Source organism: Paenibacillus sp. Paensp38, from assembly GCF_059491915.1.
Genome location: NZ_CP168516.1, coordinates 3516130 through 3541948, shown reverse-complemented (window position 1 = coordinate 3541948; position 25819 = coordinate 3516130). Strand labels below are relative to the sequence as shown.

22 protein-coding genes are annotated in these 25819 nt (G+C 46.7%); 16 read left to right on the top strand and 6 right to left on the bottom strand.

Translation table 11 applies throughout. From position 1 onward, the window contains the following. The first annotated feature begins 12 nt into the window (after positions 1 to 12). The 4 genes from ACEN8J_RS15560 to ACEN8J_RS15545 all read left to right on the top strand — a co-directional run bounded on the left by ACEN8J_RS15560 (position 13) and on the right by ACEN8J_RS15545 (position 5658). Positions 13 to 2229, top strand: coding sequence for a hypothetical protein (locus ACEN8J_RS15560; protein ID WP_495593679.1), 2217 nt, complete (start codon positions 13 to 15; stop codon positions 2227 to 2229). Then, entirely contained in the window at positions 2198 to 3193 is a 996-nt protein-coding gene (locus ACEN8J_RS15555) for a TadE/TadG family type IV pilus assembly protein (protein ID WP_029516369.1), read from the top strand. Before ACEN8J_RS15560 ends, ACEN8J_RS15555 begins: the two co-directional genes overlap by 32 nt. A gap of 86 nt (positions 3194 to 3279) precedes the next feature. After that, positions 3280 to 3792: an A24 family peptidase gene (locus tag ACEN8J_RS15550; RefSeq protein ID WP_025722689.1), complete on the top strand. Its 513-nt coding sequence runs from the start codon at positions 3280 to 3282 to the stop codon at positions 3790 to 3792. A gap of 63 nt (positions 3793 to 3855) precedes the next feature. Then, positions 3856 to 5658, top strand: a complete 1803-nt coding sequence (locus ACEN8J_RS15545) for a DUF6382 domain-containing protein (RefSeq protein WP_495593677.1) — start codon at positions 3856 to 3858, stop codon at positions 5656 to 5658. A 74-nt stretch (positions 5659 to 5732) separates the two neighbouring features. Here ACEN8J_RS15545 and ACEN8J_RS15540 read toward each other — a convergent pair whose 3' ends face one another. Then, complete coding sequence (locus tag ACEN8J_RS15540; protein ID WP_069012189.1) at positions 5733 to 6647, bottom strand: TIGR01777 family oxidoreductase; 915 nt, start codon at positions 6645 to 6647, stop codon at positions 5733 to 5735. A 417-nt stretch (positions 6648 to 7064) separates the two neighbouring features. On the opposite strand from ACEN8J_RS15540, the gene ACEN8J_RS15535 reads away from it, so the two are divergent. The 4 genes from ACEN8J_RS15535 (at position 7065) to ppnP (ending at position 12103) form a co-directional block, all read left to right on the top strand. Further along, positions 7065 to 8192, top strand: coding sequence for a deoxyribonuclease IV (locus ACEN8J_RS15535; RefSeq protein ID WP_495593675.1), 1128 nt, complete (start codon positions 7065 to 7067; stop codon positions 8190 to 8192). Positions 8193 to 8214: 22 nt separating this feature from the next. Then, positions 8215 to 9114 (top strand): formyltetrahydrofolate deformylase, encoded by a 900-nt coding sequence (gene purU / locus ACEN8J_RS15530; protein ID WP_023987631.1) that lies wholly within the window; start codon positions 8215 to 8217, stop codon positions 9112 to 9114. 414 nt (positions 9115 to 9528) lie between these two features. Then, a complete protein-coding gene (tkt, locus tag ACEN8J_RS15525) occupies positions 9529 to 11574 on the top strand; it encodes a transketolase (protein ID WP_029516375.1) in 2046 nt (681 codons plus the stop codon). A gap of 214 nt (positions 11575 to 11788) precedes the next feature. After that, positions 11789 to 12103, top strand: a complete 315-nt coding sequence (gene ppnP / locus ACEN8J_RS15520) for a pyrimidine/purine nucleoside phosphorylase (RefSeq protein ID WP_013309288.1) — start codon at positions 11789 to 11791, stop codon at positions 12101 to 12103. A 108-nt stretch (positions 12104 to 12211) separates the two neighbouring features. On the opposite strand, the gene ACEN8J_RS15515 is transcribed toward ppnP, so the two are convergent. Continuing rightward, positions 12212 to 13111: an NAD(P)-dependent oxidoreductase gene (locus ACEN8J_RS15515; RefSeq protein ID WP_495593673.1), complete on the bottom strand. Its 900-nt coding sequence runs from the start codon at positions 13109 to 13111 to the stop codon at positions 12212 to 12214. A gap of 250 nt (positions 13112 to 13361) precedes the next feature. Here ACEN8J_RS15515 and ACEN8J_RS15510 point away from each other — a divergent pair, with 250 nt between their 5' ends. The 3 genes from ACEN8J_RS15510 (at position 13362) to ACEN8J_RS15500 (ending at position 16085) form a co-directional block, all read left to right on the top strand. Then, the gene (locus tag ACEN8J_RS15510) at positions 13362 to 14717 is read left to right on the top strand and encodes a glucose-6-phosphate isomerase (RefSeq protein WP_013369975.1); all 1356 of its coding nucleotides are present in this window, start codon (positions 13362 to 13364) and stop codon (positions 14715 to 14717) included. Between the two features lie 148 nt (positions 14718 to 14865). Next, entirely contained in the window at positions 14866 to 15498 is a 633-nt protein-coding gene (locus tag ACEN8J_RS15505; protein ID WP_029516377.1) for a YigZ family protein, read from the top strand. 5 nt (positions 15499 to 15503) lie between these two features. Continuing rightward, entirely contained in the window at positions 15504 to 16085 is a 582-nt protein-coding gene (locus ACEN8J_RS15500) for a TetR/AcrR family transcriptional regulator (RefSeq protein ID WP_029516378.1), read from the top strand. Between the two features lie 173 nt (positions 16086 to 16258). Here the strand turns inward: ACEN8J_RS15500 and ACEN8J_RS15495 are convergent, their stop codons facing one another. Next, the gene (locus ACEN8J_RS15495) at positions 16259 to 16660 is read right to left on the bottom strand and encodes a secondary thiamine-phosphate synthase enzyme YjbQ (RefSeq protein WP_029516379.1); all 402 of its coding nucleotides are present in this window, start codon (positions 16658 to 16660) and stop codon (positions 16259 to 16261) included. Between the two features lie 221 nt (positions 16661 to 16881). On the opposite strand from ACEN8J_RS15495, the gene ACEN8J_RS15490 reads away from it, so the two are divergent. Next, positions 16882 to 17943, top strand: a complete 1062-nt coding sequence (locus tag ACEN8J_RS15490) for a sulfate/molybdate ABC transporter ATP-binding protein (RefSeq protein ID WP_029516380.1) — start codon at positions 16882 to 16884, stop codon at positions 17941 to 17943. A 189-nt stretch (positions 17944 to 18132) separates the two neighbouring features. Then, a complete protein-coding gene (locus tag ACEN8J_RS15485; protein WP_029516381.1) occupies positions 18133 to 18903 on the top strand; it encodes an MBL fold metallo-hydrolase in 771 nt (256 codons plus the stop codon). A 15-nt stretch (positions 18904 to 18918) separates the two neighbouring features. On the opposite strand, the gene ACEN8J_RS15480 is transcribed toward ACEN8J_RS15485, so the two are convergent. After that, positions 18919 to 20412, bottom strand: a complete 1494-nt coding sequence (locus ACEN8J_RS15480) for an aminotransferase-like domain-containing protein (protein ID WP_495593668.1) — start codon at positions 20410 to 20412, stop codon at positions 18919 to 18921. Between the two features lie 132 nt (positions 20413 to 20544). Between ACEN8J_RS15480 and ACEN8J_RS15475 the strand changes: the two genes are divergently transcribed. Next, positions 20545 to 21456 carry a DMT family transporter gene (locus ACEN8J_RS15475; protein ID WP_029516383.1) on the top strand — a complete coding sequence of 304 codons (912 nt, stop codon included), beginning with the start codon at positions 20545 to 20547 and terminating at the stop codon, positions 21454 to 21456. A 139-nt stretch (positions 21457 to 21595) separates the two neighbouring features. Here ACEN8J_RS15475 and ACEN8J_RS15470 read toward each other — a convergent pair whose 3' ends face one another. After that, positions 21596 to 22396, bottom strand: a complete 801-nt coding sequence (locus tag ACEN8J_RS15470) for a Cof-type HAD-IIB family hydrolase (RefSeq protein WP_029516384.1) — start codon at positions 22394 to 22396, stop codon at positions 21596 to 21598. 162 nt (positions 22397 to 22558) lie between these two features. Beyond that, complete coding sequence (gene lplA, locus ACEN8J_RS15465) at positions 22559 to 23560, bottom strand: lipoate--protein ligase (RefSeq protein ID WP_029516385.1); 1002 nt, start codon at positions 23558 to 23560, stop codon at positions 22559 to 22561. A 160-nt stretch (positions 23561 to 23720) separates the two neighbouring features. Between lplA and cobD the strand changes: the two genes are divergently transcribed. Continuing rightward, positions 23721 to 24824, top strand: coding sequence for a threonine-phosphate decarboxylase CobD (gene cobD, locus ACEN8J_RS15460; protein ID WP_165181812.1), 1104 nt, complete (start codon positions 23721 to 23723; stop codon positions 24822 to 24824). Next, positions 24814 to 25785, top strand: coding sequence for an adenosylcobinamide-phosphate synthase CbiB (gene cbiB, locus ACEN8J_RS15455; protein ID WP_495593664.1), 972 nt, complete (start codon positions 24814 to 24816; stop codon positions 25783 to 25785). The genes cobD and cbiB overlap by 11 nt, the downstream gene beginning before the upstream one ends. The last annotated feature ends 34 nt before the right edge of the window (positions 25786 to 25819 follow it).

Below are 25819 nucleotides of genomic sequence, written 5' to 3'. Positions count from 1 at the left end.
AGGAGGAAGCGGGTGTTTGGTAAGGGTCACAATACAAAGGACGGGGAATCAGGTGCTGTCACGGTCTTTTTAATTCTGATTTTGGCGGTCATGTTCGGTTTTATTGCTGTATTTATTGATTACGCGAGAATTGCTGCACTGCATGTGCAGACCGAACGGCTGACCCATGCGGCGGTTCGTTCAGTGATGTCTGCTTATGATCCGACATTACAACAGGAGTACGGTTTGTTTGCTTATGGCGAAGGCGGCGGAGAACAAATTATGGTCAAAGTGCTGAATGATAGCGCGCGGCGTACGGCACGCGCAGAAACGCTACCGCTTATGAATATGAAGCTGGATTCTAGTTCCCTGCAAATGGAAAGGGAGCTTGGTAAATATGCCATATTTAACGAGCAGATCCGTGAAGAGATGAAGTATAAAGCACCTGTCGATTTTACGTTTGAAGTGCTCGAAAAGCTGAAGCCGCTCTCTCAAAATATGAAAGAGGCTTCTCATACGGTAGATTTGCTGAAACGGCTGCAAAAGCTATACGACAGACGAGAGGCCAAACTTGATGACATGCTGGAGAAGCAGCGTAAAGCAGGAGCTTATATGGAAGAGGTTCGCAAGCGGATTATTAAACAGAGGGGCACCTATATGCCCAATCAGTATATATGGGACCCGCTTGAGGTTGTAGCCGATATTGCCGCTCAATATAAGCATTACGTACATGTATATGAAGACAATAAGAAGAGTGTGGACGACGTTAAAATCATGCAGATGGAAAAGTATGCACGTAGAGCGAGGGCAGCGCTTGATCGCCTGCGTCAGATCATGGTTCAGGCTGGGGAAGAACATGATAAGTTGCTTCTGGAAGCCAAGGAACCGTTAAATGAGGCCCAACAGATTAATGAAGAGATGCGCAAAGTCATTGCCCAATATAAGCAGAGGGCGGCCAATGCAGGCTACGATGAGGTTTCAGCAGCCCCTACTCCAAGCGGAGCAGGCTCCAACGCAGACCCGTCGGTAGGAAGCGCACGGCAAAAAGCAGAGGATTTGTTGATTCCAGACAAGGAATTTGAGCAATGGGAAGCAGAAATTGAAAAGCAACGGACTTCTATAAATACTGCTAACAATAGAATAACGAGTATGATGCGTACGTTATCCTTTTATACAGATCCGTTTTTGAATGCAGACATGCTCAAGCAAGAAGTCGCTTCTACGCTCAAGGAGATAGATAAATACTTAAATGCGTATGCTTGGGCGGGACCCGCCAATGTACTCGACGGTGAAGCCAGGACGATGGATACGCGACGCGGCCCGGACAAAGAACGCAAGAAAATGGAAAAAGAGGCGAAAAACAAGCTCAAACAAGCCTATCGGATTATTGAGGTTCTATCCAAGGGTAAACAAAATGCAGAAAAATTCCAAAATCTGGAGCGGTATTACAATGAAAGTATTTCGTTTAACCAGTCTACATCCAGTCCATCTGTTTCCTCCGATTTGCCCTATGACACCTATGATGCAGCGGGAGCTTCTATGGATAGTATGGATGGTCTATACGGATCGGCATCCAATTTACTGACTCAACTGGGAGACGAGTTTTACCAGAATGAATACGCACTTTCTTACTTCCATCATGTGGATTTCAGCCGTTTTGGCAGTTTGGCCGGATCGGGTGGAAATGCGGGAAATGCTGCACAGATTTTGGGAGATCAGCTAGAGGTAAATAATCAGGAAGTTGAGTATATCCTGTATGGGTTCCATAATCCGACGGGTAATCTGGCATCCGCCTATGGGGAAATTTTTGCTATGAGACTTGCCATTCGAACAATGGAGGGATTGGTTAAGAACAGCTCAAAAGGTAATCCGTTGGTCGTTTTGGCGGCAGCTTTGTTATATGGAGTAGAAAAAGCGATAGAAGACATGATTATGCTGGCACAAAAGGGGGACGTGCCATTGTCTGATTTTCTGAAATTTCGAATGACATACAAGGATCATTTGCGATTGTTCCTGATGCTCCATAGCAATAATGAACGAAAAATGTCCCGTATGCTGGCTCTGATCCGTCTGAATACAGATGTCAATCCTGCTGAGCGGCAAACGTATGCAACGGGTGAGGTCAAGAATGGGATGAGGCTGTGGTTTCTACCTGGGGTAATGAAGATGCTCGGGACCGCCTCAAAAGAAGGCGAGAGTATTAAGGGAAGTGTGTACTATGTCACGAAAACAGCGCATTTTTCCTATTAATCGGTGTTTACGGAAAGTTTGTGGACAAAAGCAATGTGAACAAGGAAGTATTGTTTTAGAAGCGTCATTGGTGTTGCCAATGTTTCTGTTTTTTATTATTTTTCTCATTTATATGGTTCAGATGACACTGGTATCTACAGCGTTGCAGACCACCGCTTCAGAAGCGGTTAAACAGGTTTCGGCTAAAATCTACCCAGTTTCTCTAGCCGTGGAGGCGGCGTCCGCAAAAATAGATGCAGTGCGTGAACCGCTGGATGAACTGCCCAAGTTATCTGTGAGTGAATATGCAAGCCAATTCGCTGCCCAGTTGCCACCTCCAATTGGTGATTGGGTAGAAAGCGCTGTTCAGGGCGGTCAAAAGCCGATGGAGGAACTGCGGGGGCGATTTACGGAAGCTGCACTCGATCCTGTTTTGAAGCCGATGCTAAAGCCTTTTATGGAGGAAAGCATTCTGGAATATGACCGTATTCATATAACGAGCGTACATGTACCTGCTCTTACAGGAACTAAGGACCCTTATTTTAGAGTAGAACTGTCGTATGAACTGCCGATGAAGGTTCCTTTTCTGTATCGCAGCATTGTGCTTCAGGCGGCAGCTGAGGAACGTCTTTGGATTGGTGACACAGGGGAAGGAGCAGGTACAGGAAATGCGACGGGGGACAAGGATGCGGAGCATTCCATACAGTTGCTCGTTAAGCCTGAACCTGCTGTGAAGGGTGTGTACAATTTAATCAAGGCCAAGGTTGAGCCTGGGACGACTGCTAACCTTTCTGTGCTTTATAAGTCGGGTGAAAGCACAGCTCAGCACTTGGGCTGGACCTCTGCCAACGCGGACGGGATTATAGAATGGAACTGGTTTGTGGGAACGAACACAACACCTGGTCAATGGAGCTTTGTAATTGAAACAGAGGTTGGTCAACGTATAGAAGTTCCGTTTACCGTGGAAAAGCCAGCTGATGGATAGGATGGATATAGACTTGTAGGGATAGCTACGATGGAAAATGATTTGGCAGTCTGCTAGTTCTATTTTTATAAAGGGGGAAGATCGCATTGACGTGGATGTATATTGTATGCGGAGTTCTGCTCGCGATTGCGTTAGTTACGGATTTACGTAGCATGAAAATCCCTAATAAGCTTACATTGCCCGGCATAGTGGTAGGCTTGGTATTCAATACTCTATTTGGGGGGTGGCACGGTTTTTTATTTGCTGTTGCTGGACTGGGTACCGGATTTGGGTTCATGCTGATTTTGTACTGGATGGGAGCTGTTGGTGCAGGAGATGTGAAGCTGTTCGGCTTGATTGGAGCATGGACAGGTGCCGCTTTTGCATGGCAGTCAGCTTTATATTCGATTTTTTTTGCAGGTATTATTGGCATAGGGATTTTGCTATGGAAGAGGGAAACCATCATGAGACTGCGGCGCGTAGCTTTTAATTTAGGAGGATTTTTTCTATTTCGCAGTGGAAAAGCACTGACCAGTGGAAATGAAGCACACCTCAGGTTTCCTTTTATGACGGCAGTCATTCCGGGGGCGATCAGTGCTTATCTTTACTTCTTGCCATGACATGTCCGCTGGGGGAGATCATGCTACCTCACGGAGATAGGAAATTGTTAAGGAGGTCATGAATTGTTTGGTTTAAGCAGGGATTTTGCCCGGAACGGCGGGACATTTATGATTCTAAACAAGGAAGACGGGCTCAAAACCGATGATTTAAATTCCGTACAAACTGGAATGATGACTGGTAATCGGATTCCCGGTCTGCTGGAACTTAGAATAAAGGAAGTCGATTTTCAGATTGAGTTACATTACGACATTTCGGGGCAACGCATGCTTTCCCAATTATGGAAAGGTGGGGGCGTGTCGACTTCTGATTTCTACCGGATTCTTTTTGAAGTGGCAGATGCCCTCCATCGCAGCCCGCAATATATGTTAGATATTCGCCAGTTTATTTTGCACGAGGATTATATTTTTCTAAGTGGTTCAGGTACAAGGGAAACCGCCAGTTTAACCTATGTTCCTTTACGCAGTGTACAGTATGCAGGGCAAACAGGCAGTCAATTTAAGCAGATGGTTATTCGTTTAATGACTCGTGTGGCCCACTTTCAGGGAGAAAATATACAACGCATACTCGATCTGTGTGATAGAAATGAATTTGAATTGGGTTTGCTAAAGGAACTGCTGTTGCAAGGAATGAAGGCTGGTACAGAGAGTGTTAGCGTGCAGGCAGAAAGTATGGAAGAGCGAGCTTTTTCATCAGCTGATCCTATCCTATCTGCCCATACCTCACAGGGGAACTATACGGATCGTGGCGGAACATACGCGCGAGAGCATCGGGAAACTCTACAGGAGATTCAGGAGCTTAAACGGATCAATCGGCTCAAACCGTCCGTGAAACCAGAGGAGAATTCCGAGCATGTAACAGAAAACGAAGTAGAAGATGTGGAGTCTGGATTGCAAAAATATAAAACCTACATTGCTCTCGGATGTCTGCTCGCTTCGGCCATCGTGTGGCGTTATATTTATCTGGACCATCCAGAGACGGTACCGTTGATTATTTCCGTGGTGCTGACCTTGGTACTTGCCGCTGTTGCTTATATAAGCTGGACGGGGAAATGGGAGCGCAATCGAACTTCATCTCATATGTACAGCGATTCAGTACCTGTATTGGATTCGGAATGGTTAGGAACTACTTCTTCCCCAGTACGGCGCAAAAATGATCGTTATCAGGTAGATAAGCTGACCGGATTTGTAGCGGGACGTCATCATCAAGACAAGCAATCTTCCGATTCGAGTGATCAAGGGCAGGAGAACTGGAGATGGACTTTTCCAAACTCAGAATCTAAGAGCGTGGGAAATCGAGTTACGGAAGATAGTAAGAAAACTTCAGCAAATTGTGACTTACACGAGCCATCGTGGAAAGGTGCGGAACGGGGAAATGAATTGGAAGCCAGTGATACCAGTGAGGCTTATTATAAGTCTCTCTCCGGGGTAACGGAGCTTCTAAATGCTGCATCTAAGCAGGAAACGATGCTGCTTCGTGCAGATCAAGAGATGCAGATTTCACCAGTGCAGCAATCACCGATGGCTTGCCTGGATCGCAAGCCACCAGGTAGTGGAGGGACAGAGCGCATCCGGTTGCAGCCAGACCAATTCGTTGCAGGCAGTTTTATCATCGGGAGAGATCCGCAACTGGTTCAGTTTGTAGAGCATACGGATGGAGCTTCCCGTTCTCATATTGAGCTTTGCATAGTTACAGGAGAACATAGCCACATTGTTAAGGATTTATCCTCGACGAATGGAACTGTTCTGAATGGAGAGCCTATGGTGCCTTATAAGGAGTACACAATGAAGGATGGAGATACTTTTAAAATCGCTGGAGTTTCTTATACTTACCGGTTGGACTCTTTTAAATCCTCCAATGCATCATAAATGAAGGTTATATGGATATATGTCAAGAAGAGGCCTGTTATATTCAGAGCCTCTTTCTTTTCCTCTTTTTCAATTCAATGCTGTTTTTGGGAAGAATGGAGTTCTTTAAGAGCGTCCTTAAGTGAAGGATAGTGAAACTTAAATCCGTGCTCCAGCGCTTTGCGCGGTATTACCTTCTGACCATCCAATACTAGCGTGCTCATCTCACCAACTAGCTTTGAAACGAGAATGCTGGGGACGGGAAACCAGTGCGGACGGTGATATACCGTAGCTACTGTCCTCCCAAACTGGTCGTTCGTCAAGGGTTGTGGTGATGAAGCATTCACTGCTCCGACGATTTCCGTCGTATGGATGCAGTACGTGATCAGACGAACGATATCTTCAATATGAATCCAGCTCATCCATTGATGGCCGCTACCTATTTTGCCGCCGAATCCGAAGCTATAAGGCATCTTCATGAGTGGGAATGCCCCTTTTTTTCTGTCCAGCACAAGGCTAATGCGTAACTTAATTAAACGGGCTTCAGAAGGGTAGGCATTGGCTGCTTCTTCCCATTGCTCAACTACCTGAGACAGAAAATCTCCCGAACAGCGCGGGCTCGTTTCATCGAATGTTTCGGTCAGGGATGTACCATAGGCGGCAACAGCAGAAGCCTGAATGATTACTTTCGGTTTTTTTTGTAGAGCATTCAATGCTTGAGCCAACCGGGCAACAGATAGCAGTCGAGATTGAAGAATTCTTTGTTTGGACTTATCCGTCCAGCGCTGATTCAGCGTTTCGCCTGCTAAATTAACGACCGCATCTGTGCCTTCCAGTACTTCAGGCTTTTGTTTTAATTCGTTCCAGCTCATATATTGCAAGCGGGGGCTCGCTTCGTGTCCTACCAGTGGCTTGCGGGTAACGACTTTCACGGTGTATCCGTCGTCTAGCAGGCTTTTGACCAGTGCACTCCCCACCAATCCAGTTCCTCCACATACGATGATGTTCATGGAGCCAGCTCTCCTTCCAATTCACAAAAAATACATCCGTTATAGAATATAACCCTTTTCGAGAGAAAAAAACTTCATATGAATGTCCTTTATACGGTTAAGTGTCAATCCATGATTTTATTTACCCCTGTTTGACTAACATATATTCTGATGTGTACTTTATCTACGTATTCCCTTAATAGAGTTATTTGAGGATTTTGCAAAAGCCCAATAAGCGACTTTCAATGAAGAATATATTGATCGAAATGGTCTGGTTCGTCTGTATATTGCACTTTGGAGCGACTGGAATCGAATTTTGCAAAATCCTGATTTAAGAAAGTTGCCATAAAAGCTATGTTGTTTGATTTCAATAATCACGTTAAAATGATTAAATTAAAATAAGACAAGCATAACAGGATAAGGGGATGAATCAGGGTCATGCTGAAAATTGGTTCTCATGTGTCCTTCTCGGACAAGGGTCTGCTCAGCGCTACAAAAGAAGCGTCTACTTACGGGTCCAGCTCCTTTATGATATACACGGGAGCACCGCAAAACACGCGTCGTAAGCCGATGGAGTCCATGTATTTGGAGGAAGGCAAGCAGTTAATGGCTGAGAAGGGAATGAAAGATATCGTGGTGCATGCCCCGTATATCATCAACCTTGGCTCTTACAAAGAAAATACCTATGAGCTTGCGGTCAGCTTTCTTCAGGAGGAAATTCGGCGCACACACGCGATAGGTGTGAAAAATATTGTGCTGCATCCGGGCGCTTTTACCGATAAGGATGCGGAATATGGAATCGGGCGTATTGCCGATGGTTTGAACGAGGTACTGAACGGCGTGAAGGAGACAGATGTTAACATCGCGCTTGAAACGATGGCAGGCAAAGGAACGGAAATGGGGCGTAGCTTTGAGGAGATTGCCTCCATTATAGATAAAGTAGAGCGTAACGAGCGTCTTACGGTTTGTATGGACACCTGTCACATTCACGATGCGGGTTATGATATCGTAAATGATCTGGACGGTGTATTGGAGCAGTTCGACCGTATTGTCGGCTTGAATCGCATTGCAGTTGTTCACATTAATGACAGTAAAAATCCAGTTGGCGCTCATAAAGACCGCCATACTCCGATCGGATCAGGCTGGATTGGCTATCAGACTATTCATAATGTGGTGCATCATGAAGCACTTCAAGGACGTCCGTTTATTTTGGAGACGCCATGGATTGGGAAGGAAGCCAAAACTCAGCGTCCGATGTATGAGGTTGAAATTGCCCTGCTTCGCGGAAATGTAAAGGAGCGCTTTGGGGATGAGTTTTTGGGTCAGGTAGAGCAATTGCATTCGTTTTTCAAAAAACAGGATGTGGATGTCCGTAAATTTGTTCTGGACACCTGGGCTCTGCTGAAAAATGATGCCAAAGCAAGAAAAGCCGATCCACGTGAGCCGTTGGAGCGTCTGTATGACATGATAACGGAAGCAGCACTATTTCCAGATTTGAGCGAAGAACACATTAATCAACGGTTGATTGCCTGGTTTGCCGGCAGTCATTTGCCAGTGACGGTATAAGCTAAGGGGGATTAATAGCCACATGGAAATTCACGTAAAACATCAGCCAAATAGCACTCTATCTGCCCATGAAAACCGCGCGCGTATGCTTGTATCTTGTCCAGATGGACCAGGTATTGTAGCGGCCGTGTCCCGTTTTTTGTACGAGCATGGGGCCAATATCGTTCAATCTGACCAATATACAATGGACCCGTCGGGCGGTATGTTTTTTATGCGGATTGAATTTGATCTGCCGAATTTGAGTGCAACCCAGCCACAGTTGGAGCAGGATTTTGCCGCTGTTGCTGAGCAATTCCGTATGGAGTGGACGATTTCTGCGGTTAGCCGCAAGAAAAAACTGGCTATTTTCGTTTCCAAAGAAGATCACTGTTTGGTAGAACTGCTGTGGCAATGGCAGGCAGGAGATCTGGACGCGGATATTTCATTGGTGGTTAGTAATCATCCGGATATGAAGGAGTATGTGGAATCGTTTGGTATCCCATATCACCATATTCCGGTAACCGCCGATACCAAGCCGGAGGCGGAGCGTCGCCAACTAGAGGTTATTGGCGAAGACATTGACGTTATCATTTTGGCCCGTTACATGCAGATTATATCTCCCAAGTTTATTGAGCATTATCGCAACCGAATTATCAATATCCATCATTCCTTTCTGCCTGCATTCGTGGGTGGGAAGCCATATGCCCAAGCCTATAATCGCGGTGTGAAAATTATTGGTGCTACTGCGCATTATGTAACTGAAGAATTGGACGGCGGCCCGATCATTGAGCAGGACGTGCAGCGTGTAAGCCACGGAGATGATGTAAATGAGCTAAAACGGATCGGTCGCACCATAGAGCGGGTCGTTTTGGCAAGAGCCGTGAAGTGGCATGCAGAGGATCGTATTCTGGTTCATGAGAACAAAACAGTCGTTTTTAACTAATCTTAAAATTTTAGGAAAAATTTGTGAATCTATATTTTTTGTTAAACAAAGCCCATCGCATAACGGGCTTTGTTTTTTTATATAAGGATTTTGCAAAATCCTCATGTGAATTATTAGCCTTATAGCCGGTCAGTACATAATATTTTTGTGATTTTATATTTTTTTAAATGAGGTTAATACATTACGGGTATATTTATATGAGGACACGGTACTACATTTCCCACAATCATCTTTATAAACGATCTGGCAAACTTTCACGGCAAATGGTACAATACTTAAGAATGTATAAGTCATATTGAAACATTCAAGCAGATTCACTCACTTCAACAGATATCGTTTTTGTATCAGGCGGTGATGTTGGGGAGTATGACCGAATGCAATTGACATACTTTTTACAATATGAGGAGGCTAACCATGACTGACCAGAACCAAGCGATTCAAAAGGATGAAAACTCCACGATCGACAATTTGTCCATCACAACTATTCGTACGTTGGCAATTGACGCCATCGAGAAAGCAAACTCGGGACATCCTGGTATGCCGATGGGCTCCGCGCCAATGGGATACCAACTTTTTGCTAAAACGATGAATCATAATCCCGATCAACCTACATGGGTTAACCGTGACCGTTTTGTATTGTCTGCAGGACACGGTTCCATGTTGCTATACAGCCTTCTGCACCTGAGCGGCTATGATCTTCCTATGGAAGAACTGAAACAATTCCGTCAATGGGGTAGCCTTACACCGGGCCACCCTGAGTTTGGCCACACTGCTGGTGTAGATGCTACAACCGGTCCTCTGGGACAAGGTCTCGCAATGTCCGTAGGTATGGCAATGGCTGAAGCTCAACTGGGCGCAACATATAATAAGGACGAATTTAAAGTTGTAGATCACTTCACGTATGCAATCTGCGGCGATGGCGATCTGATGGAGGGTATTTCCCACGAGGCTGCCTCGCTGGCTGGTCGCTTACAACTGGGCAAGCTGATTGTATTGTTTGATTCCAATGATATTACACTGGACGGCAAGCTTAATCTGTCCTCTTCCGAGAGTGTTGCCAAACGCTTTGAAGCTTACAACTGGCAAGTACTGCGCGTAGAAGATGGTAACGACCTTCCAGCCATCCAAAAAGCCATTGAAGAAGCGCAAGGCGACTCGACACGTCCTACGCTGATTGAAGTGAAAACTGTCATCGGCTACGGAAGCCCGAACAAACAAGGTAAAGGCGGACACGGCGGTACTCATGGTTCCCCGCTGGGATCAGAAGAAGCCAAGCTGACTAAAGAATTCTACAAATGGGTATACGAAGAGGACTTCCATGTACCACAAGAGGTTCGCGAGCATTTTGCTAAAGTAAAAGAGCGCGGTATCGCAGCGAACAAAGCATGGGATGAACAGTTCGCCAAATACAAAGCAGCTCACCCTGATTTGGCAGCTCAGTTCGAAACAGCTGTAAACGGCGATCTCCCAGAAGGATGGGATCGTGATCTTCCGAAGTACACGACTGAAGACAAAGCCGTTTCGACTCGTGTAGCTTCTGGTAATGCTCTGAATGGATTAGCTCCAAACGTACCTTTCCTAACAGGCGGATCTGCCGATCTGGAGAGCTCCACGATGACACATTTGAACAACTTGACGAACTTTACGCCAGAAGACTACGCCGGTCGTAACATCTATTTCGGTATCCGCGAATTTGGTATGGCTGCTGCGATGAACGGTATGGCGTTGCACCAAGGTGTAAAAGTATTCGGCGGTACATTCTTCGTATTTACAGACTATCTGCGTCCAGCCGTTCGTCTGGCAGCTCTGATGGGATTGCCTGTAACCTACGTTCTGACTCACGACAGTATTGCTGTAGGTGAAGATGGTCCGACTCATGAGCCGATCGAGCAATTGGCTTCCCTGCGTATTATCCCGAACTTGACAGTAATTCGTCCAGCGGACGGTAATGAAACTTCTGCTGCTTGGGCTTACACGCTGGAAAACAAGAAAAACCCGGTTGCTCTGGTATTAACTCGTCAAAACCTGCCAATCCTGGCTGCTAGTGCTGAGCATGCACGCGAAGGTATCAAACGCGGTGCTTATGTGGTTGCAGATGCAACAGATGGCAAACCAGTTGCTCAAATTCTAGCTACAGGCTCCGAAGTGCAATTGGCTGTTAAAGCTCAGGAAGCACTGGCAGAACAAGGTATTCAAGTACGTGTTATCAGCTTCCCAAGCTGGGATCTGTTCGAAAAACAAGACAAAGCATACAAAGATTCCGTTCTGCTGCCAGAAGTGAAAGCTCGTTTGGCTGTAGAAATGGCATATCCACTGGGCTGGGAAAAATATGTTGGCGACCAAGGCGACATTCTCGGTATCAGTACATTCGGCGCATCCGCACCTGGCGATCGCGTGATTAAGGAATACGGCTTTACAGTAGAGAATGTTGTTAGCCGTGTGAAAGCTTTGTTGAAATAAAACATTGGAGCATCTAAAACAGACAGTCGTAACCTGAGTAAGGCTTACGGCTGTTTGTTTCATACAGTTGATGTTTTGCGAAAAGATCACTTTGGAATTCCAGTGTATTGTATACGTGATACAGTGTGTATTTTCATACTGAAGCTGGAATCAAATCTATGTTATGATGCACCAATATTCATTCAACCATTGAGAGCAGATGAGGGGATAACGAATGACACAGTTTGATGGAGTAAGCGTAGTTAAAAAAGCAAACGTTTATTACGATGGTCAGGTTACAAGCCGTACAGTCATCCTGGGTGACGGTAGTAAGGTTACACTGGGGATTATGCTGCCAGGAACGTACGAGTTCGGCACGGATTCCCGTGAGATTATGGAGATTTTGGCAGGGGATCTGAGAGTGTTACTTCCAGGTACTGAGGAATGGCTGGAAATACAAGGGACAGCAACCTTTCACGTACCTGCAAAGTCTTCCTTCAAGCTGGAAGTACGAAGTGTAACTGATTATTGCTGTTCTTATCCCGAATAGTAAGCTAAAACGGGTAAGCACACTCAGCCTTCAAGCTAAGTGTGCTTACCCTAAAGCTATGCCATATGTACACAAGCACAGCAGTATAGTTACACAGAAAGGTACAGCTTATTCGAGAGGTTGACCACCAATGGTGCAGCCAATCCATGCTTCGTATGTCTTCACGACAGCGGATAGGTCCTCGTCGCCGTAGCCTTGCGTTTGCCCGGCTTGAAATAGGCTTTTGGCAATGGATAACATAGGTGCGGGGATGGACAGGCTGTCTGTTAGTGAGGAAGCAAGCTTCAAGTCCTTAAGCATCAAGGCAAGTGAGAACTGGTTGCTAAAATCATGCTCAATGATTTTGCGCCCTTTCAGGTCAGCGGCCTTGCTGCCTGCCGATCCGAGTTGTACCAATTCAAGGAAGCTGTCTGCCGGGATGCCGGATTTAGCCGCGATAGCAAAGCCTTCAGCCAGAGCGAGGTTATGAATACCGACCATCGTATTATGAGCGAGCTTGGCTACGGCCCCGCTTCCATTAGGTCCCATATGAAGTACCTTTTTGCCCAGGGTATCAAAAACATCTGATTGTGCCGCAATGGCTTCTGCATTACCACCAACCATGAACACGAGTGTGCCGTCTACAGCGGCAGGCTTACTGCCTGTTACGGGAGCATCAATGAAGGAACAGCCCAGCTTGTCCGCTTCGGCGGCTAGTTGTTTGACCAGCTCAGGTGAAATCGTGCTGTTGTCCATCACGGTCATGCCAGCCGTAAGGCCGGCAAACACACCGTCTTCGCCGTAATAGATGTCACGAATGGAATGATCATCACTGACCATGGTAATGACCAAGTGCTGACCTTCAGCTGCTTCACGAGGGGTTGAAGCTGTACGTGCGCCTTGCTCTTCCAGTGGCTCGCAGCGCGAAGCGGTGCGATTATAAACTGTGACTCCGAATCCCTGCTTTAGCAGATTGGATGCCATCGGGGCGCCCATGGTGCCCAGTCCGATAAATCCGATGTTTTTCATTGCTAATCACCTTTCTTGTTGGAAGTTGCCGTCCGATGCAGATGCGAGTCGGCCCTGAATTGAATATTGAAACAGGTTGATCTCAGTTAATTGTAGCATGGGCATGCTACCCTATCTACAGGAGGGGCTGTCAAGCACAGGATACATAGGTAACGCAAGCTTGTCAGGCCCAGCAAATTAAAGTATCCTATTCCTAAGTCCTTATGTTCGTATTCATGGTCTTAGTAATACCAAACAGGAGGTTCCAAACATGTCTAAAAAAGTTATTTTTGATTACACTAAAGCTCTCTCCTTTGTAGGTCAGCACGAAATTGATTATTTTGCAGAGCCTATCAAGCTGGCTCATGAGCAACTGCACAACCAAACCGGTGTAGGTTCCGATTTCTTAGGTTGGATCGACCTGCCTACCAATTATGATAAAGAAGAGTTTGCGCGCATCCAAAAGGCTGCTGCTAAAATTCAAAGCGATTCCGAAGTACTGATCGTAATCGGTATCGGCGGTTCTTACCTTGGAGCACGTGCTGCGATCGAAATGCTGTCGCATTCTTTCTACAATGCACTGCCTAAAGATCAACGCAAGGGCCCAGCTATCTATTTTGCAGGCAACAACATCAGCTCTACATATGTGAATCATCTGTTGGAACTGATTGAAGGTAAAGACTTCTCTGTGAACGTCATTTCCAAATCAGGTACGACAACAGAGCCAGCTATCGCATTCCGCGTATTCCGTGCAGCTCTGGAGAAAAAATACGGTAAAGAAGAAGCGCGCAAACGTATTTATGCAACGACCGATAAAGAACGTGGCGCTTTGAAAAAACTGGCTAACGAAGAAGGCTACGAATCTTTCATTATTCCTGATGATGTGGGTGGTCGTTACTCTGTGCTGACAGCAGTAGGCTTGTTGCCGATTGCTACTGCAGGCATTAACATCGAAGAAATGATGCAGGGGGCGGCAGACGCTTCCAAAGAATACAGCAACCCGAATGTAGCTGAGAACGAGGCTTATCAATATGCAGCCGTTCGTAACGCTTTGTACCGCAAAGGTAAAGCAATTGAAATTCTCGTAAACTATGAGCCGTCTCTTCATTTTGTATCCGAGTGGTGGAAACAGTTGTACGGAGAAAGCGAAGGCAAGGATTACAAAGGCATTTATCCTGCTTCTGTTGATTTCTCGACAGACCTGCACTCCATGGGACAATTCATTCAGGAAGGCAGCCGCAATATTTTCGAAACGGTAATCCAAGTAGAAAATGTACCTAGTCACATCACCATCGAAGCAGATGAGGATGATCTGGACGGACTGAATTTCCTGGCAGGCAAAACTGTGGATTTTGTAAATAAAAAAGCATTCCAAGGTACATTGCTGGCTCACACAGACGGACAAGTACCGAACTTGATTGTAAATATTCCTGACTTAAGCCCTTACTCTTTCGGCTATCTTGCTTATTTCTTCGAAAAAGCTTGCGGCATCAGCGGCTACCTGTTGGGTGTAAATCCGTTCGATCAACCGGGCGTAGAAGCTTACAAGAAGAACATGTTTGCGCTGCTCGGTAAACCAGGCTTCGAAAAAGAAAAAGCTGAGCTTGAAGCGAGATTGTCTGAATAAGAGTGCTGTAATCTCTGATGCGAAACAGGATTTCGGTCAGAAGTGTTATAGTGTATAGCAGCAATTAAAGTACAGGAAAGCAGTTCACCAGCTGCCAGTAGCGGGGGACTGCTTTCTTGTAAAATGAAGTAAGGAAGGTTATACGTGTATGTTGGAACAATACCGAACCGTACGCGGTGCCGGCAACAAGGAAATTGTGATCCGAAAATCCCGTTTTATCGGCCATATTCAGCCTGTTCAAACTGAGGAAGAAGCAGTTGCTTTCATAGAGCGCATCAAAAAAGAGCATTGGAACGCTACCCATAATTGTTCTGCTTACATGATTGGGGAAAGAGACGAAATCCAAAAGCAATCGGATGACGGAGAACCGAGCGGTACGGCTGGAAAGCCTATTTTGGAGGTGATCCGCAACCAGAAGCTGAAAAATGTCGCTATTGTTGTTACCCGTTACTTTGGTGGGATTTTGCTGGGAGCAGGCGGTCTGATTCGCGCGTATTCAGATGGTGCTGTTGCAGCAATCGAGGCAGGGGATGCAATTACGCGTGTGCTGCATCGTGAAGTTTTTGTAGAATTGGATTATACCTGGTTGGGCAAAGTGGAAAATGAATTACGCAATCGCAGCATCCGCACTGGAGAAACAATGTTTACGGATAAAGTTACCTTAACCTGTCTGCCGCTGGCTGGTGATGCGGAATCCTTTAGCAACTGGATAACAGACTTGACGCAGGGGCAATCGCTTGTGTCGGAGGGAGAGCAGCTTTACTTTATTGAAGGGGAATAAATAATATGGCTAGAAGAGCAGTAGAACAGGAGTTGTCAAGAGGGCGGATTCTGGAAGCGGCCAGGCACTTGTTTATTACCAAGGGCTACCGTGCGATTTCAATGCGCAGCATTGGCCAGCATCTGGGTTACAGTCATGGTTCGTTATACTATCATTTTAAAGAGAAGGCTGAACTGTTCTATGCCATTGTGATTGAAGATTTTAATACATTGCGTGGGATTCTACTGCAAGCAGCAACAGGCACACCTGATGATGGCTTGAGCAGACTAGAGTACTTGATGCTGGAATTTATCCGTTTTGGTTTGGAAAATCCATATCAATACGAAATTATGTTCATGATGCACGATGAAGAACTATTTGCATACTGTCGCACAGAGCAAAACCGTTGTGTCGAACTATTTGCATCCATGATCCGTCAAGAATTGAGTGGTCAGGGGCATTCGGAGGAAGATTGCTCAAGGGTACCGAAAAGTCTGTTTTTATCCATGCATGGCTTTGTATCCTTTTATATTCAGGACGGTTTAACATTTGAAGAAATTAGGCCCGCTGCTTTAGCACATGTAAAGCTGCTGTGCAGACACCTATGAGCGTACCTGCATTCACACGCTTCACCCATGAACATGTAGGGCGCTTTTCTAGGTGTATGCACTTCATGACGGTGACTTATCATTACGGTACTTTGCGAAAGCGACTAAGAATTTAACAGACGATGATGCATCCAGTAGGAAAACATCATGGTCTGTTTTTTTACCCGTTTCCGTCAGCCCTTCATGATTTTCACATGGTATTGACGTCTGCGTGGTCCGTCGAATTCACAAAAATAAAGTCCTTGCCATCGTCCGAGCAACAGCTTTCCATCATGGATGATGATCGTTTGTGAGGGGCCTGTCGTGATGGATTTTAGGTGGGACGCTGTATTTCCCTCCATATGGCGATATTGGGGATGCTCCCACGGATAGACTTCATCTAGTCTTAACATCACATCATGTTTGACATCTGGGTCTGCATTTTCATTAATGGCGATGCCGGCTGTCGTGTGTGGACAATAAACAAGTGCGGTTCCTTGTTGCACCCCGCTTTTTTCGATCAATGAAGCAACCTCTCGTGTAATATCACGAATTTCATCTCGCCGTGTAGTGGATAATTCTAAAGTATGCAACAATAACTCCATCTCCTTTCTTCCTAATACTTTACCCTTTTAATTCCTAATATAATATATAGAGTTGACGAAAATTACTTTCCTTTGATAAAGTATCACATAAGAAAAAACATAGTATATGCATTGGAATAATTAAATGATTTTAAATGAGGTACGTGCTTTGCGGTAAGCAAGGCTGCTGCTGTTCCTGAACAGGTCCAGAAGCGGAAAGGAAGTGTACGGATATGCATGTGGAAGTAAGAGGATTAAACAAGCATTTCGGTAATTTTCATGCAGTAAAGGACGTATCTTTTGATATTCAGGCGGGCCATCTTATTGGCTTACTCGGTCCAAGTGGTGGGGGGAAAACCTCCATTCTTCGCATTTTGGCGGGTCTGGAGCAACCGGATGCGGGAGAAATTCATTTTCATGGAAAAAGGGTAAACGAGCTGTCCCCGCAGGAACGTGGAATCGGATTTGTATTTCAAAACTATGCTTTGTTCAAGCACATGAGCGTCTACGACAATATTGCCTTTGGTCTGAAAGTGAAAAAAAGCTCCAAAACCCGTATCAAGGAACGGGTCACGGAGTTGGTCGAACTAACGGGGCTCAAAGGATTTGAGCATCGTTATCCGCATCAGTTGTCAGGTGGACAGCGACAGCGAGTTGCTTTTGCGCGTGCTTTGGCACCAGAGCCTCAATTGCTGCTGTTGGATGAGCCTTTTGCAGCTATTGATGCCAAGATTCGTCAGGAGCTGCGCACCTGGCTGCGAGAGTTGATTGAGCGGGTGGGCATTACTTCAATTTTTGTCACCCATGATCAGGATGAGGCGATTGAAGTAGCGGATGAAATTATGGTGATTAATCAGGGACGACTGGAGCAGAAGGGAACGCCTTGGGATATTTATAAAAAACCGGGTACCCCGTTCGTGGCTTCCTTCATTGGGGAATCTACGGTGATTGAACAGGCAGGCAGTCTCAAAGGCTTCGAAGAAGCTGCTGGAGTGGGAACACGTGCCTTGATCCGTCCGGAGTATATTGATGTCGGGCCAAGCGAGGAATTTACGCTTCTGTCGGCGACCGAGGAAGGCGTAGTGAAGCATTTGCATTTTCGTGGAAGTGAGTGGATGGTTGAAGTACAAGTTGGGGACCATCGTCTCATGACGTACCGTTCGCTGGAGAAGTCTACGCTGGAACCTGGTCAGCAGGTGCGAGTGTTGGTGCATCGAGCCTATCTATATAATGACCAGTCCAGCTGGATGGTGGAAAACCGCCTGAAGGAAGATCCCATGCCTATCATCATTTAAAAATCAGGCTTTTGCAAAATTCTCAAATATATATGATCACGCTTGGGGGGATGTCTAGCCTGATTTCACGGCTTTGGGCATGCTCCTTTTGGCGTTGGACGCTGGAAGGATTTACGCAGATGATTTACGTAGAATCGGTCTGTTCGTTATAATAGTAGTAAAAAGACCCAAATAGATAGGAGTTAAACCATGAATCGGCTTATTTTTCTTGGCACGGGGGATGCAATGGGGGTTCCGCGTGTATATTGTGATTGTCTCGTATGCACAGAAGCTCGCACGACAGGGGCGAACATAAGATTGAGATCGTCTGTGCTGATCGAAAGCGAGACGGAGGACTTTATGATTGATTGTGGCCCGGACTGGCGCAGACAGCTAGAATTACGCGATCTGCGTTTTATCCCTACGATCCTTGTGACACATGCACATTTTGACCATATTGGAGGATTACCAGAATGGGCAGATGCCTGTCGCTGGACTGGGAACAGAGGTCGATTGTACGCGCCACAGGAAGTGATCGACACGATCTTGCGGCAATTTTCCTGGCTCTCTGGAAATTTGGATCTTATTCCAGTAGATCAGGGAGCCCAACTTGGCGGGTGGAATATCCGGGGATGGCGTGTGAATCACGGGAAGAACGGATATGCCTACGCTTATCGCCTGGAAAAGGACGGCTTCTCGTGGGCCTACTGTTCGGATTCGATTGGATTAAATGAGGCGGAAATTCTGCCTTTGCACAATCTGAATTTGCTCGTCCTGGGAACGAGTTTTTATCATGAGGAGGCCGAGTATGCCACCCGCTCTGTATATGACATGCTGGAGGCACAGGAGCTTATAGGAAGGCTTAAGCCCCAAAGCACAGTGTTTACACATATGTCCCATGATGTGGATGTCACACGCAATTATGGGCTTCTGGAAGGGATTAGTTTGGCACACACCGGCATGAGTTTGCCGTTAGAATAAAGGTGCATTTTACCTTTACATCGTTCGACTGATACGTAGAAGGGCGGAGATTCCTTCTTTGATTTGTAGCTCGTCGGCGTATGAATAGGACAGTCGTACATGCGTTTTACCCTCTGCGCCGATGGGATCAAATACATTGCCGGGGACAAAGGATACAGATTCTTGTACACTTTTGGCAAGTAATTCATTAGGTTTCAACGTAGAAGGCAGCTGGAGCCACAGGTTGAGTCCTCCCGCTGGGCTGGTCCATGTCCAACCGGAATCGCGGAGACTGTCTTCCATCGTTTCCTTACGAATCTGGAGCGCGATACATAGTTTTTTAATATGCTGCTGCATACGTGGAGATTGAAAGTATTCTAAAAATAGCTTTTGATTCAGCAGTGGCGATCCATTGTCCACCAACGCTTTGACGTTGAGCAGGCTGTTCATGAGCTGTGGTCGGCAGGTCACGGCTGCGATTCGTAGACCGGGTGCGACATATTTACTGTAACTTCGAATGTAGACGACGCTTCCCGAAACATCATAGGCGAAAATCGGAGAAGGAGGCTTTTGCCCAAAGCTGATGTCATAGGTGCTGTCATCCTCAACAATGAGGCAGCCGTAGCGCTCGGCTAGTTCAGGCAGTCGTTTGCGTTGCTCATCGGGGACCGTAAAGCCCGTCGGGTTGTGGAATGTCGGATTCATATAAAAGAGACGTGGTTTTTCCGTTTTCATGCACCACTCAATCTGGTCCATATCATATCCTTCTGGTCGAATATCGGTCATGGTCAGACGTGCGCCTTGTCTGCGGAATATTTCCATGGCAGGACCATAAGCAGGGCGTTCGATCAATACACGGTCTCCTGTATGGAGCAGAGATCGGGCAATTAAATCAATGGCTTGCTGTGCTCCCGAGGTAATCATCACTTCATCCGGTGATAAAGCAAAATGCTTATCCACGCTAAAATGCTGCGCCATGGCCTCCCGAAGCTCGGTATCACCCTGTACAGCGGAATAGGTGGCTGCTACTTTCGGATGCTTTTCAAAAACCTGCATCATCAGCTCTCCCCAAAATCGGTTGGGCAGGAGAGAGGGGTCAATCAGCGCTTTGGAAAACTGGAAATTCGCATTCACTGATTGAACGCGGGTAAGTCCATCCATTCCTCTCCAGGCTGAAACTGACGGATCATCTGCCGCATGGGCAGATTTGGAGTGAATCGTGAGGTCTATGGACGTATGTCTCGAGTAGCCAGCATATTTTGCATGTCCAGTCGCTTGGGAAGCATGAACGTAATATCCTGATTTGTCCCTTACATAGACCAGTCCTCGTTGCTTCAACTCCTGATATGCCCGGAAAACAGTTAGCCGATGTACACCCAGCTCCTGAGCCAAGCTTCGTACGGACGGCAGCTTCATGTCTGTTTGCCAATCCCCGCGATCGATCCGCACAGCTACATAATGGATAACCTGCTCATACAGCTTTAAGGCATGATCGGCTGGAAAAAGTAGTTCGCTGTTGTTCTTACCCATGCTATCCACGCTCCTTTGTGTGTATTGTACTATATAGCACTTCAAAAACGTATACAACTGTTCTGTAGTTATACAACTGTTCTGTTCGTCTCCCTGTATGCTTAAAAGCAACTGAAGGGAGAGGGACGTATCATGATTGGGATCGCGTTTACAGTAATGTGTCTTATTTTTGGCACAACGTTTTTGGCCATAAAAGTGGGAGTGGAAGCCGGGCTTCCGCCGTTTTTATCGGCAGGGGTACGTTTTTTCGCCGCAGGTGCGATATTATTTATTGCTATGAAGCTGACCGGAAAGGTGAAATGGTCGTTATTATGGCGTAAGGAAATGTTGCTGATTGGAGCAGGAACGACCTTCGGTACCTTTTCGGCCTTGTATTGGGCAGAGCAATATGTCAGCTCCGGGATCGGAGCTATTCTGTCAGCTACCGGGCCGATGATGATCGTCATTTTGCAATCTGTACTGCTACGGCAAAAAACGTCACGGATTACGGTCGTTGGCTGCATGATCAGCTTTCTTGGTGTGGTGCTGGTTGTGCTGCCCGGATTGGCGGTTCAGATCAGTGGTCTGTGGCTGGCGGGATGCCTTGTTATTTTGCTGGGGGAGCTGTGTTATTCAGGGGGAGCTCTTTATTCCAAGCGAGTGATGGATGTATTTCGTGAAACGAACCCGATTGCCCTAAATGCGGCGCAAATGATCCATGGGGGATGGATGCTGCTGTTACTGTCTGCGATCACGGAACCGTGGAGTTCTGAGGGGTGGCAGTACCTTCCTGCCATGGGGTCTTTACTCTATCTGATCCTGTTTGGTTCGATGATTGCACATACACTGTTCTACTGGCTCATGGAGCGTACAAATCCCCTGTTTCCGACGACGTGGCTGTATATATCACCGCCGATTGCGGTGGGCTTGGGAGCGTTGTTGTATGGAGAGCATGTAAGCTGGTGGATGCTGGTTGGGGTGCTGCTCATTGTGACCGGACTAATCCTTATGAACAATGGAATTATCCGTTTGGTGAACAGGCGTAAGTTACGTTCTGCTGCCTGATATTTTATAGCGGTCAGGTTATTATATGATCTGACAGAAAAGGCCTCCAAACTGTCGTATGTTACTGATCATGCGACAGTTTGGAGGCTTTGTTGTTGTATTACTTTATTTAAGAATTATGGGAGCAGGCACTTTTTGCTTATTCAACATTGAGTACGAATTTGTCGATGGCGTGCTTAACACCATCTTCGTTATTGCTGCGAGTGATGTAATCAGCCAGCTTCTTCAAATCAGGAATGGCATTCTCCATCGCTATGCCGAGACCAGCGCATTCAAGCATTTCATGGTCGTTCCAAGAGTCGCCGATGGCAATCGTTTCCGACAGTTCACAGCCAAAATGGTTTGCAAGGAAGGTAAGCGCGTGACCCTTGGTGCCTTCATGGTGCATAATTTCCAGAAAGTGAGGCTTGGATTTTGTAATGTGAACTTCATTGCCAAGCAGTACGCGAAGTTCAGGAATTAATTCATCCAACACTTCCGGCTCGTCGATAATCAGCAATTTAGGAGCCGGCTGCTCTATAACTTTACTGAATACAGGCTCTACAAAATATTCCGTGTTGTTCAGCTCCGTGTAATCTTTGATTTTCTGATTATCTTCACGTGTGTACAATTTGTCATCAATATACGTTTGTAGATGCAGATTGCGTTCCACGCAGAATTCATACAGACGACGTGCAGCCACGAGTGGAACATAACGCTCATACAGCACGTTTTCGTCCAGCAGGTTTTTAACCAAAGCTCCTTGATACGTAATGATCGGCACGTTCAAACCAGTCTGGCGAGCAATTTTGTGTGCAGAGGCATAAGCTCGTCCAGTAGCGAGGGTAACCACCACACCTTTCGCTACAGCAGCTTCTAATGCCTGTTGTGTCGCTGGTGTAACTTCTTTTTGGTCGTTAATGAGTGTATCATCAATATCAATGGCAATTAATTTATACATATCGGTATTCTCTCCTTTATCTCTATCATGGGGCAATGCTAAAATTGTATCTTATAATATTCAAAATGACAATATCGCAAGGAAAAGGGGACGGCTCCTATAAGAGCCTGTCCCCTTATAACCACTGAAGTATTGGTTTGAAACGATGGGAAAAAGTAACGGTTAGTCTTCCAAAAATACAAGTCCAACAAAATCGTCCAACTCAATATTACCAAAATAGTGCTTCAAATCGAGAGAGGATAAGGCTTGACGTACCTCACCTTCATCATAACGCTTGCCGCGCAGGATATTTTCAATATCAGCAACGTCACCCACACCGAAGAAATCCCCATAGATTTTAATATCACGAATGTAGCCTTCCTTAAGATCCATGCGGATATCAATAATACCGACTGGAAATTTACGTGTGTGCTTTATATTGCTCTCGGGGGATAGACCGTAGTTCCAATCCCACGATTGGTAACGTTCTTTGGATATTTCATGGATTTTGGCCCAATCGGTATCGGTGAGCTTATATTGAGGTACTTGATCCAATTCTGATCCGAATATGAAACGCAACAGTTCCTCGCGAAATTGCTCTATGGTCATCTCACGGTCCATCAGTTCGCTGATGTTAGCTACGCGACTGCGGACAGATTTAGTGCTTTTGGATTTGAATTTTTCGGGATTGGCATGCAGTGATGCAGCCACATTGTCCAGATTCAGGTTAAACATCAATGTACCGTGGCTGAACATACGTCCGCGTGTGGCAAATTGGGCGTTTCCTGAAATTTTACGTTCTCCGACCTGCAGATCGTTGCGGCCTGTCATTTCAGCTTCTACTCCCATTTGGCGCAGAGCATCAATCACAGGTTGCGTAAATTTGAGGAAATTATGAAAGGACTCCCCGTTATCCTTGGTAATAAAACTGAAATTTAAATTACCGAGGTCATGATATACAGCACCGCCGCCGGACAGGCGACGAACGACTTGAATATTGTTATCTCTGACAAACTCGGCGTTGATTTCTTCAATGGTATTTTGATGCTTGCCTATAATAATAGAAGGCTGATTAATGTAAAACAGCAAATAGCTGTCGTCCAGCGGTAGATGCTTGAGCGCGTATTCCTCAATAGCAAGATTAATGGCTGGATCGTGTATCCCTTGGTTGTCGATGAACAGCATGTCCATTCCTCCGTATATAAACTGTGTAATTTTATGTGTGCCTCCTTCTATTGTAACCCAAGTGAGCCATGTACAAAAGCTCATTTGCATTGACGGGACGCAAAAAGCAGCCTCATAATGGAGCTAAATGATTGGAAACGGGCGGAAAGGATGAGAGGCAATGATAGAGGTTTACGGTCATGGCGGGGACAGGGAAACAGCTGCGGCGACATTTGGCGGGACTGCTGCTGATTTTGTAGATTTTAGTGCAAATATTAATCCGCTTGGTCCACCGCCTGAGGTGCTTGAGGCGCTGCAACACTCATTTGACACTGTGATTCGCTATCCAGACCCTGGGCATCGGAATTTTAAAAATATGCTCGCACGGCGACTGCATGTTCCACCGGAGTCGTTAAGTATCGGAAACGGAGCGGCTGAGAGCATGGCGCTCTTGTTATTGGGACTAGCTCCTAAGCGTGTGGGTACAGTGGAGCCGTGTTTTTCGGAATATGCCGAGCTGGCTGGCAAATTCGGAGCTGAGGTCAACCGGGTGTATGGGAAGGCCTCGCTTCAATGGAAGGCGGACGTGGAGGACATCCTTCAGCTCATGGAGCAGGTAGATGTTTTGTTCCTCGGGCAGCCGAATAATCCAAATGGCGTCCAATATAGTGAGCAGGAGCTGTGCGAGCTGGCAGAGGCGGCTGGCACAACGGGTACTGTGCTGGTGGTGGATGAAGCATTCATTGATTTTATTCCGCTGGAACGGCGAATCTCACTGCTGCCTGTGCTGGATCGCTATCCTCATGTGATTTTGATCCGGTCAATGACCAAATTTTATGCCATTCCTGGCCTACGATTGGGTTATGCGATTGCTCATCCGGACTATATCCGGCGAATGACGGCCAAACAGGTGACCTGGAGTGTGAATGGATTGGCGTTGCTGGCTGGCGAGGCGTGTTTGAGAAGTGGGCAAGCATATGAGCACCAAACACAGGAGCTGATTGCTGCGGAGCGCAACCGTCTGTTAACCGGCTTGGCGGAATGGGGCTGCGGTGTCGTTCCCGGTGAAGCCAATTACGTGCTGGCAAGGGCGCCGGGTACGTGGAGTGCATCGGCTATTCAGCAGGCGCTTGGACAACGCGGAGTTCTTATACGTAGCTGTGCTATGTATCCGGGACTGACGACGAGCCATTTTCGGATTGCGGTCAAGGATGCAGAAGCCAACGACAGGCTGCTATCTGTATTGGGTGAAGTGCTGGAGGAGGAACAGCGGCGTGACAGTTAGCTTGATTATCCTGGCAGCCTACCTTTTGGACAGGATGATCGGTGATCCGAGGTGGTTGCCGCATCCAGTCATCGGTATGGGACATGCCATTTCGGCATTGGAAAAATTGATTCGCCGCCAGGTCCGAAGTGACCGGGGGCTGAAACGTGCGGGTATACTGCTTCCACTCATTGTGGCGGGAGGCTCCTTTGCGCTCGCCTGGGCGCTGTTGCACTTGCTTGCCTGGATTCATCCGTGGTTATCTGTCGGCGCAGAAATAGTGCTGATTGCGACCACGATTGCTTCCAAAGGACTAAAGGATGCAGGAATGGCAGTCTACCGAGCGTTGCAGGCGGATGACCTGGCTGCGGCACGGCGGGAGCTGGGCATGATAGTCGGGCGGGATACGCAGCAACTTGATGAGCCTGAGATTGTACGCGGTACGGTTGAAACGGTCGCTGAAAATATCGTGGACGCGATTATTTCCCCGCTTTTTTATGCCTTGATCGGGGGAGCACCCTTGGCGCTGGCTTATCGTGCTGTGAATACGCTCGATTCCATGGTTGGCTACAAAAATGAAAAGTATCTGCATTTAGGCTGGGCTTCAGCACGTCTAGATGATGTGGCTAACTACATTCCAGCACGCCTGACAGCGGCAATGCTTGTGATAGCGGCGTGGATGTACAAACGAGATGCTGCAAGAAGCTGGCGCACAGTCAAGCGAGACGCTCGTCTGCACCCAAGTCCGAACAGTGGCTTCCCGGAATCGGCTGTTGCTGGTGCATTGGGGATTCGTCTTGGAGGATATAATGTGTATCATGGCGTGCGCTCCTTTCGTGCATACATGGGGGATTGGATACGACCGCTAGAGTCGAAAGATATACGGCATACGATCCAGCTGATGTTCGCCGTGTCCAGTATGTTTGTAGGATTGTGTTTGTTAGGAGCCGCAGGTTGTTTTGCCTTGGGATGGGTGCGGTGAGGGTGAGGAGTGACACACTGAATAATGATCGAGC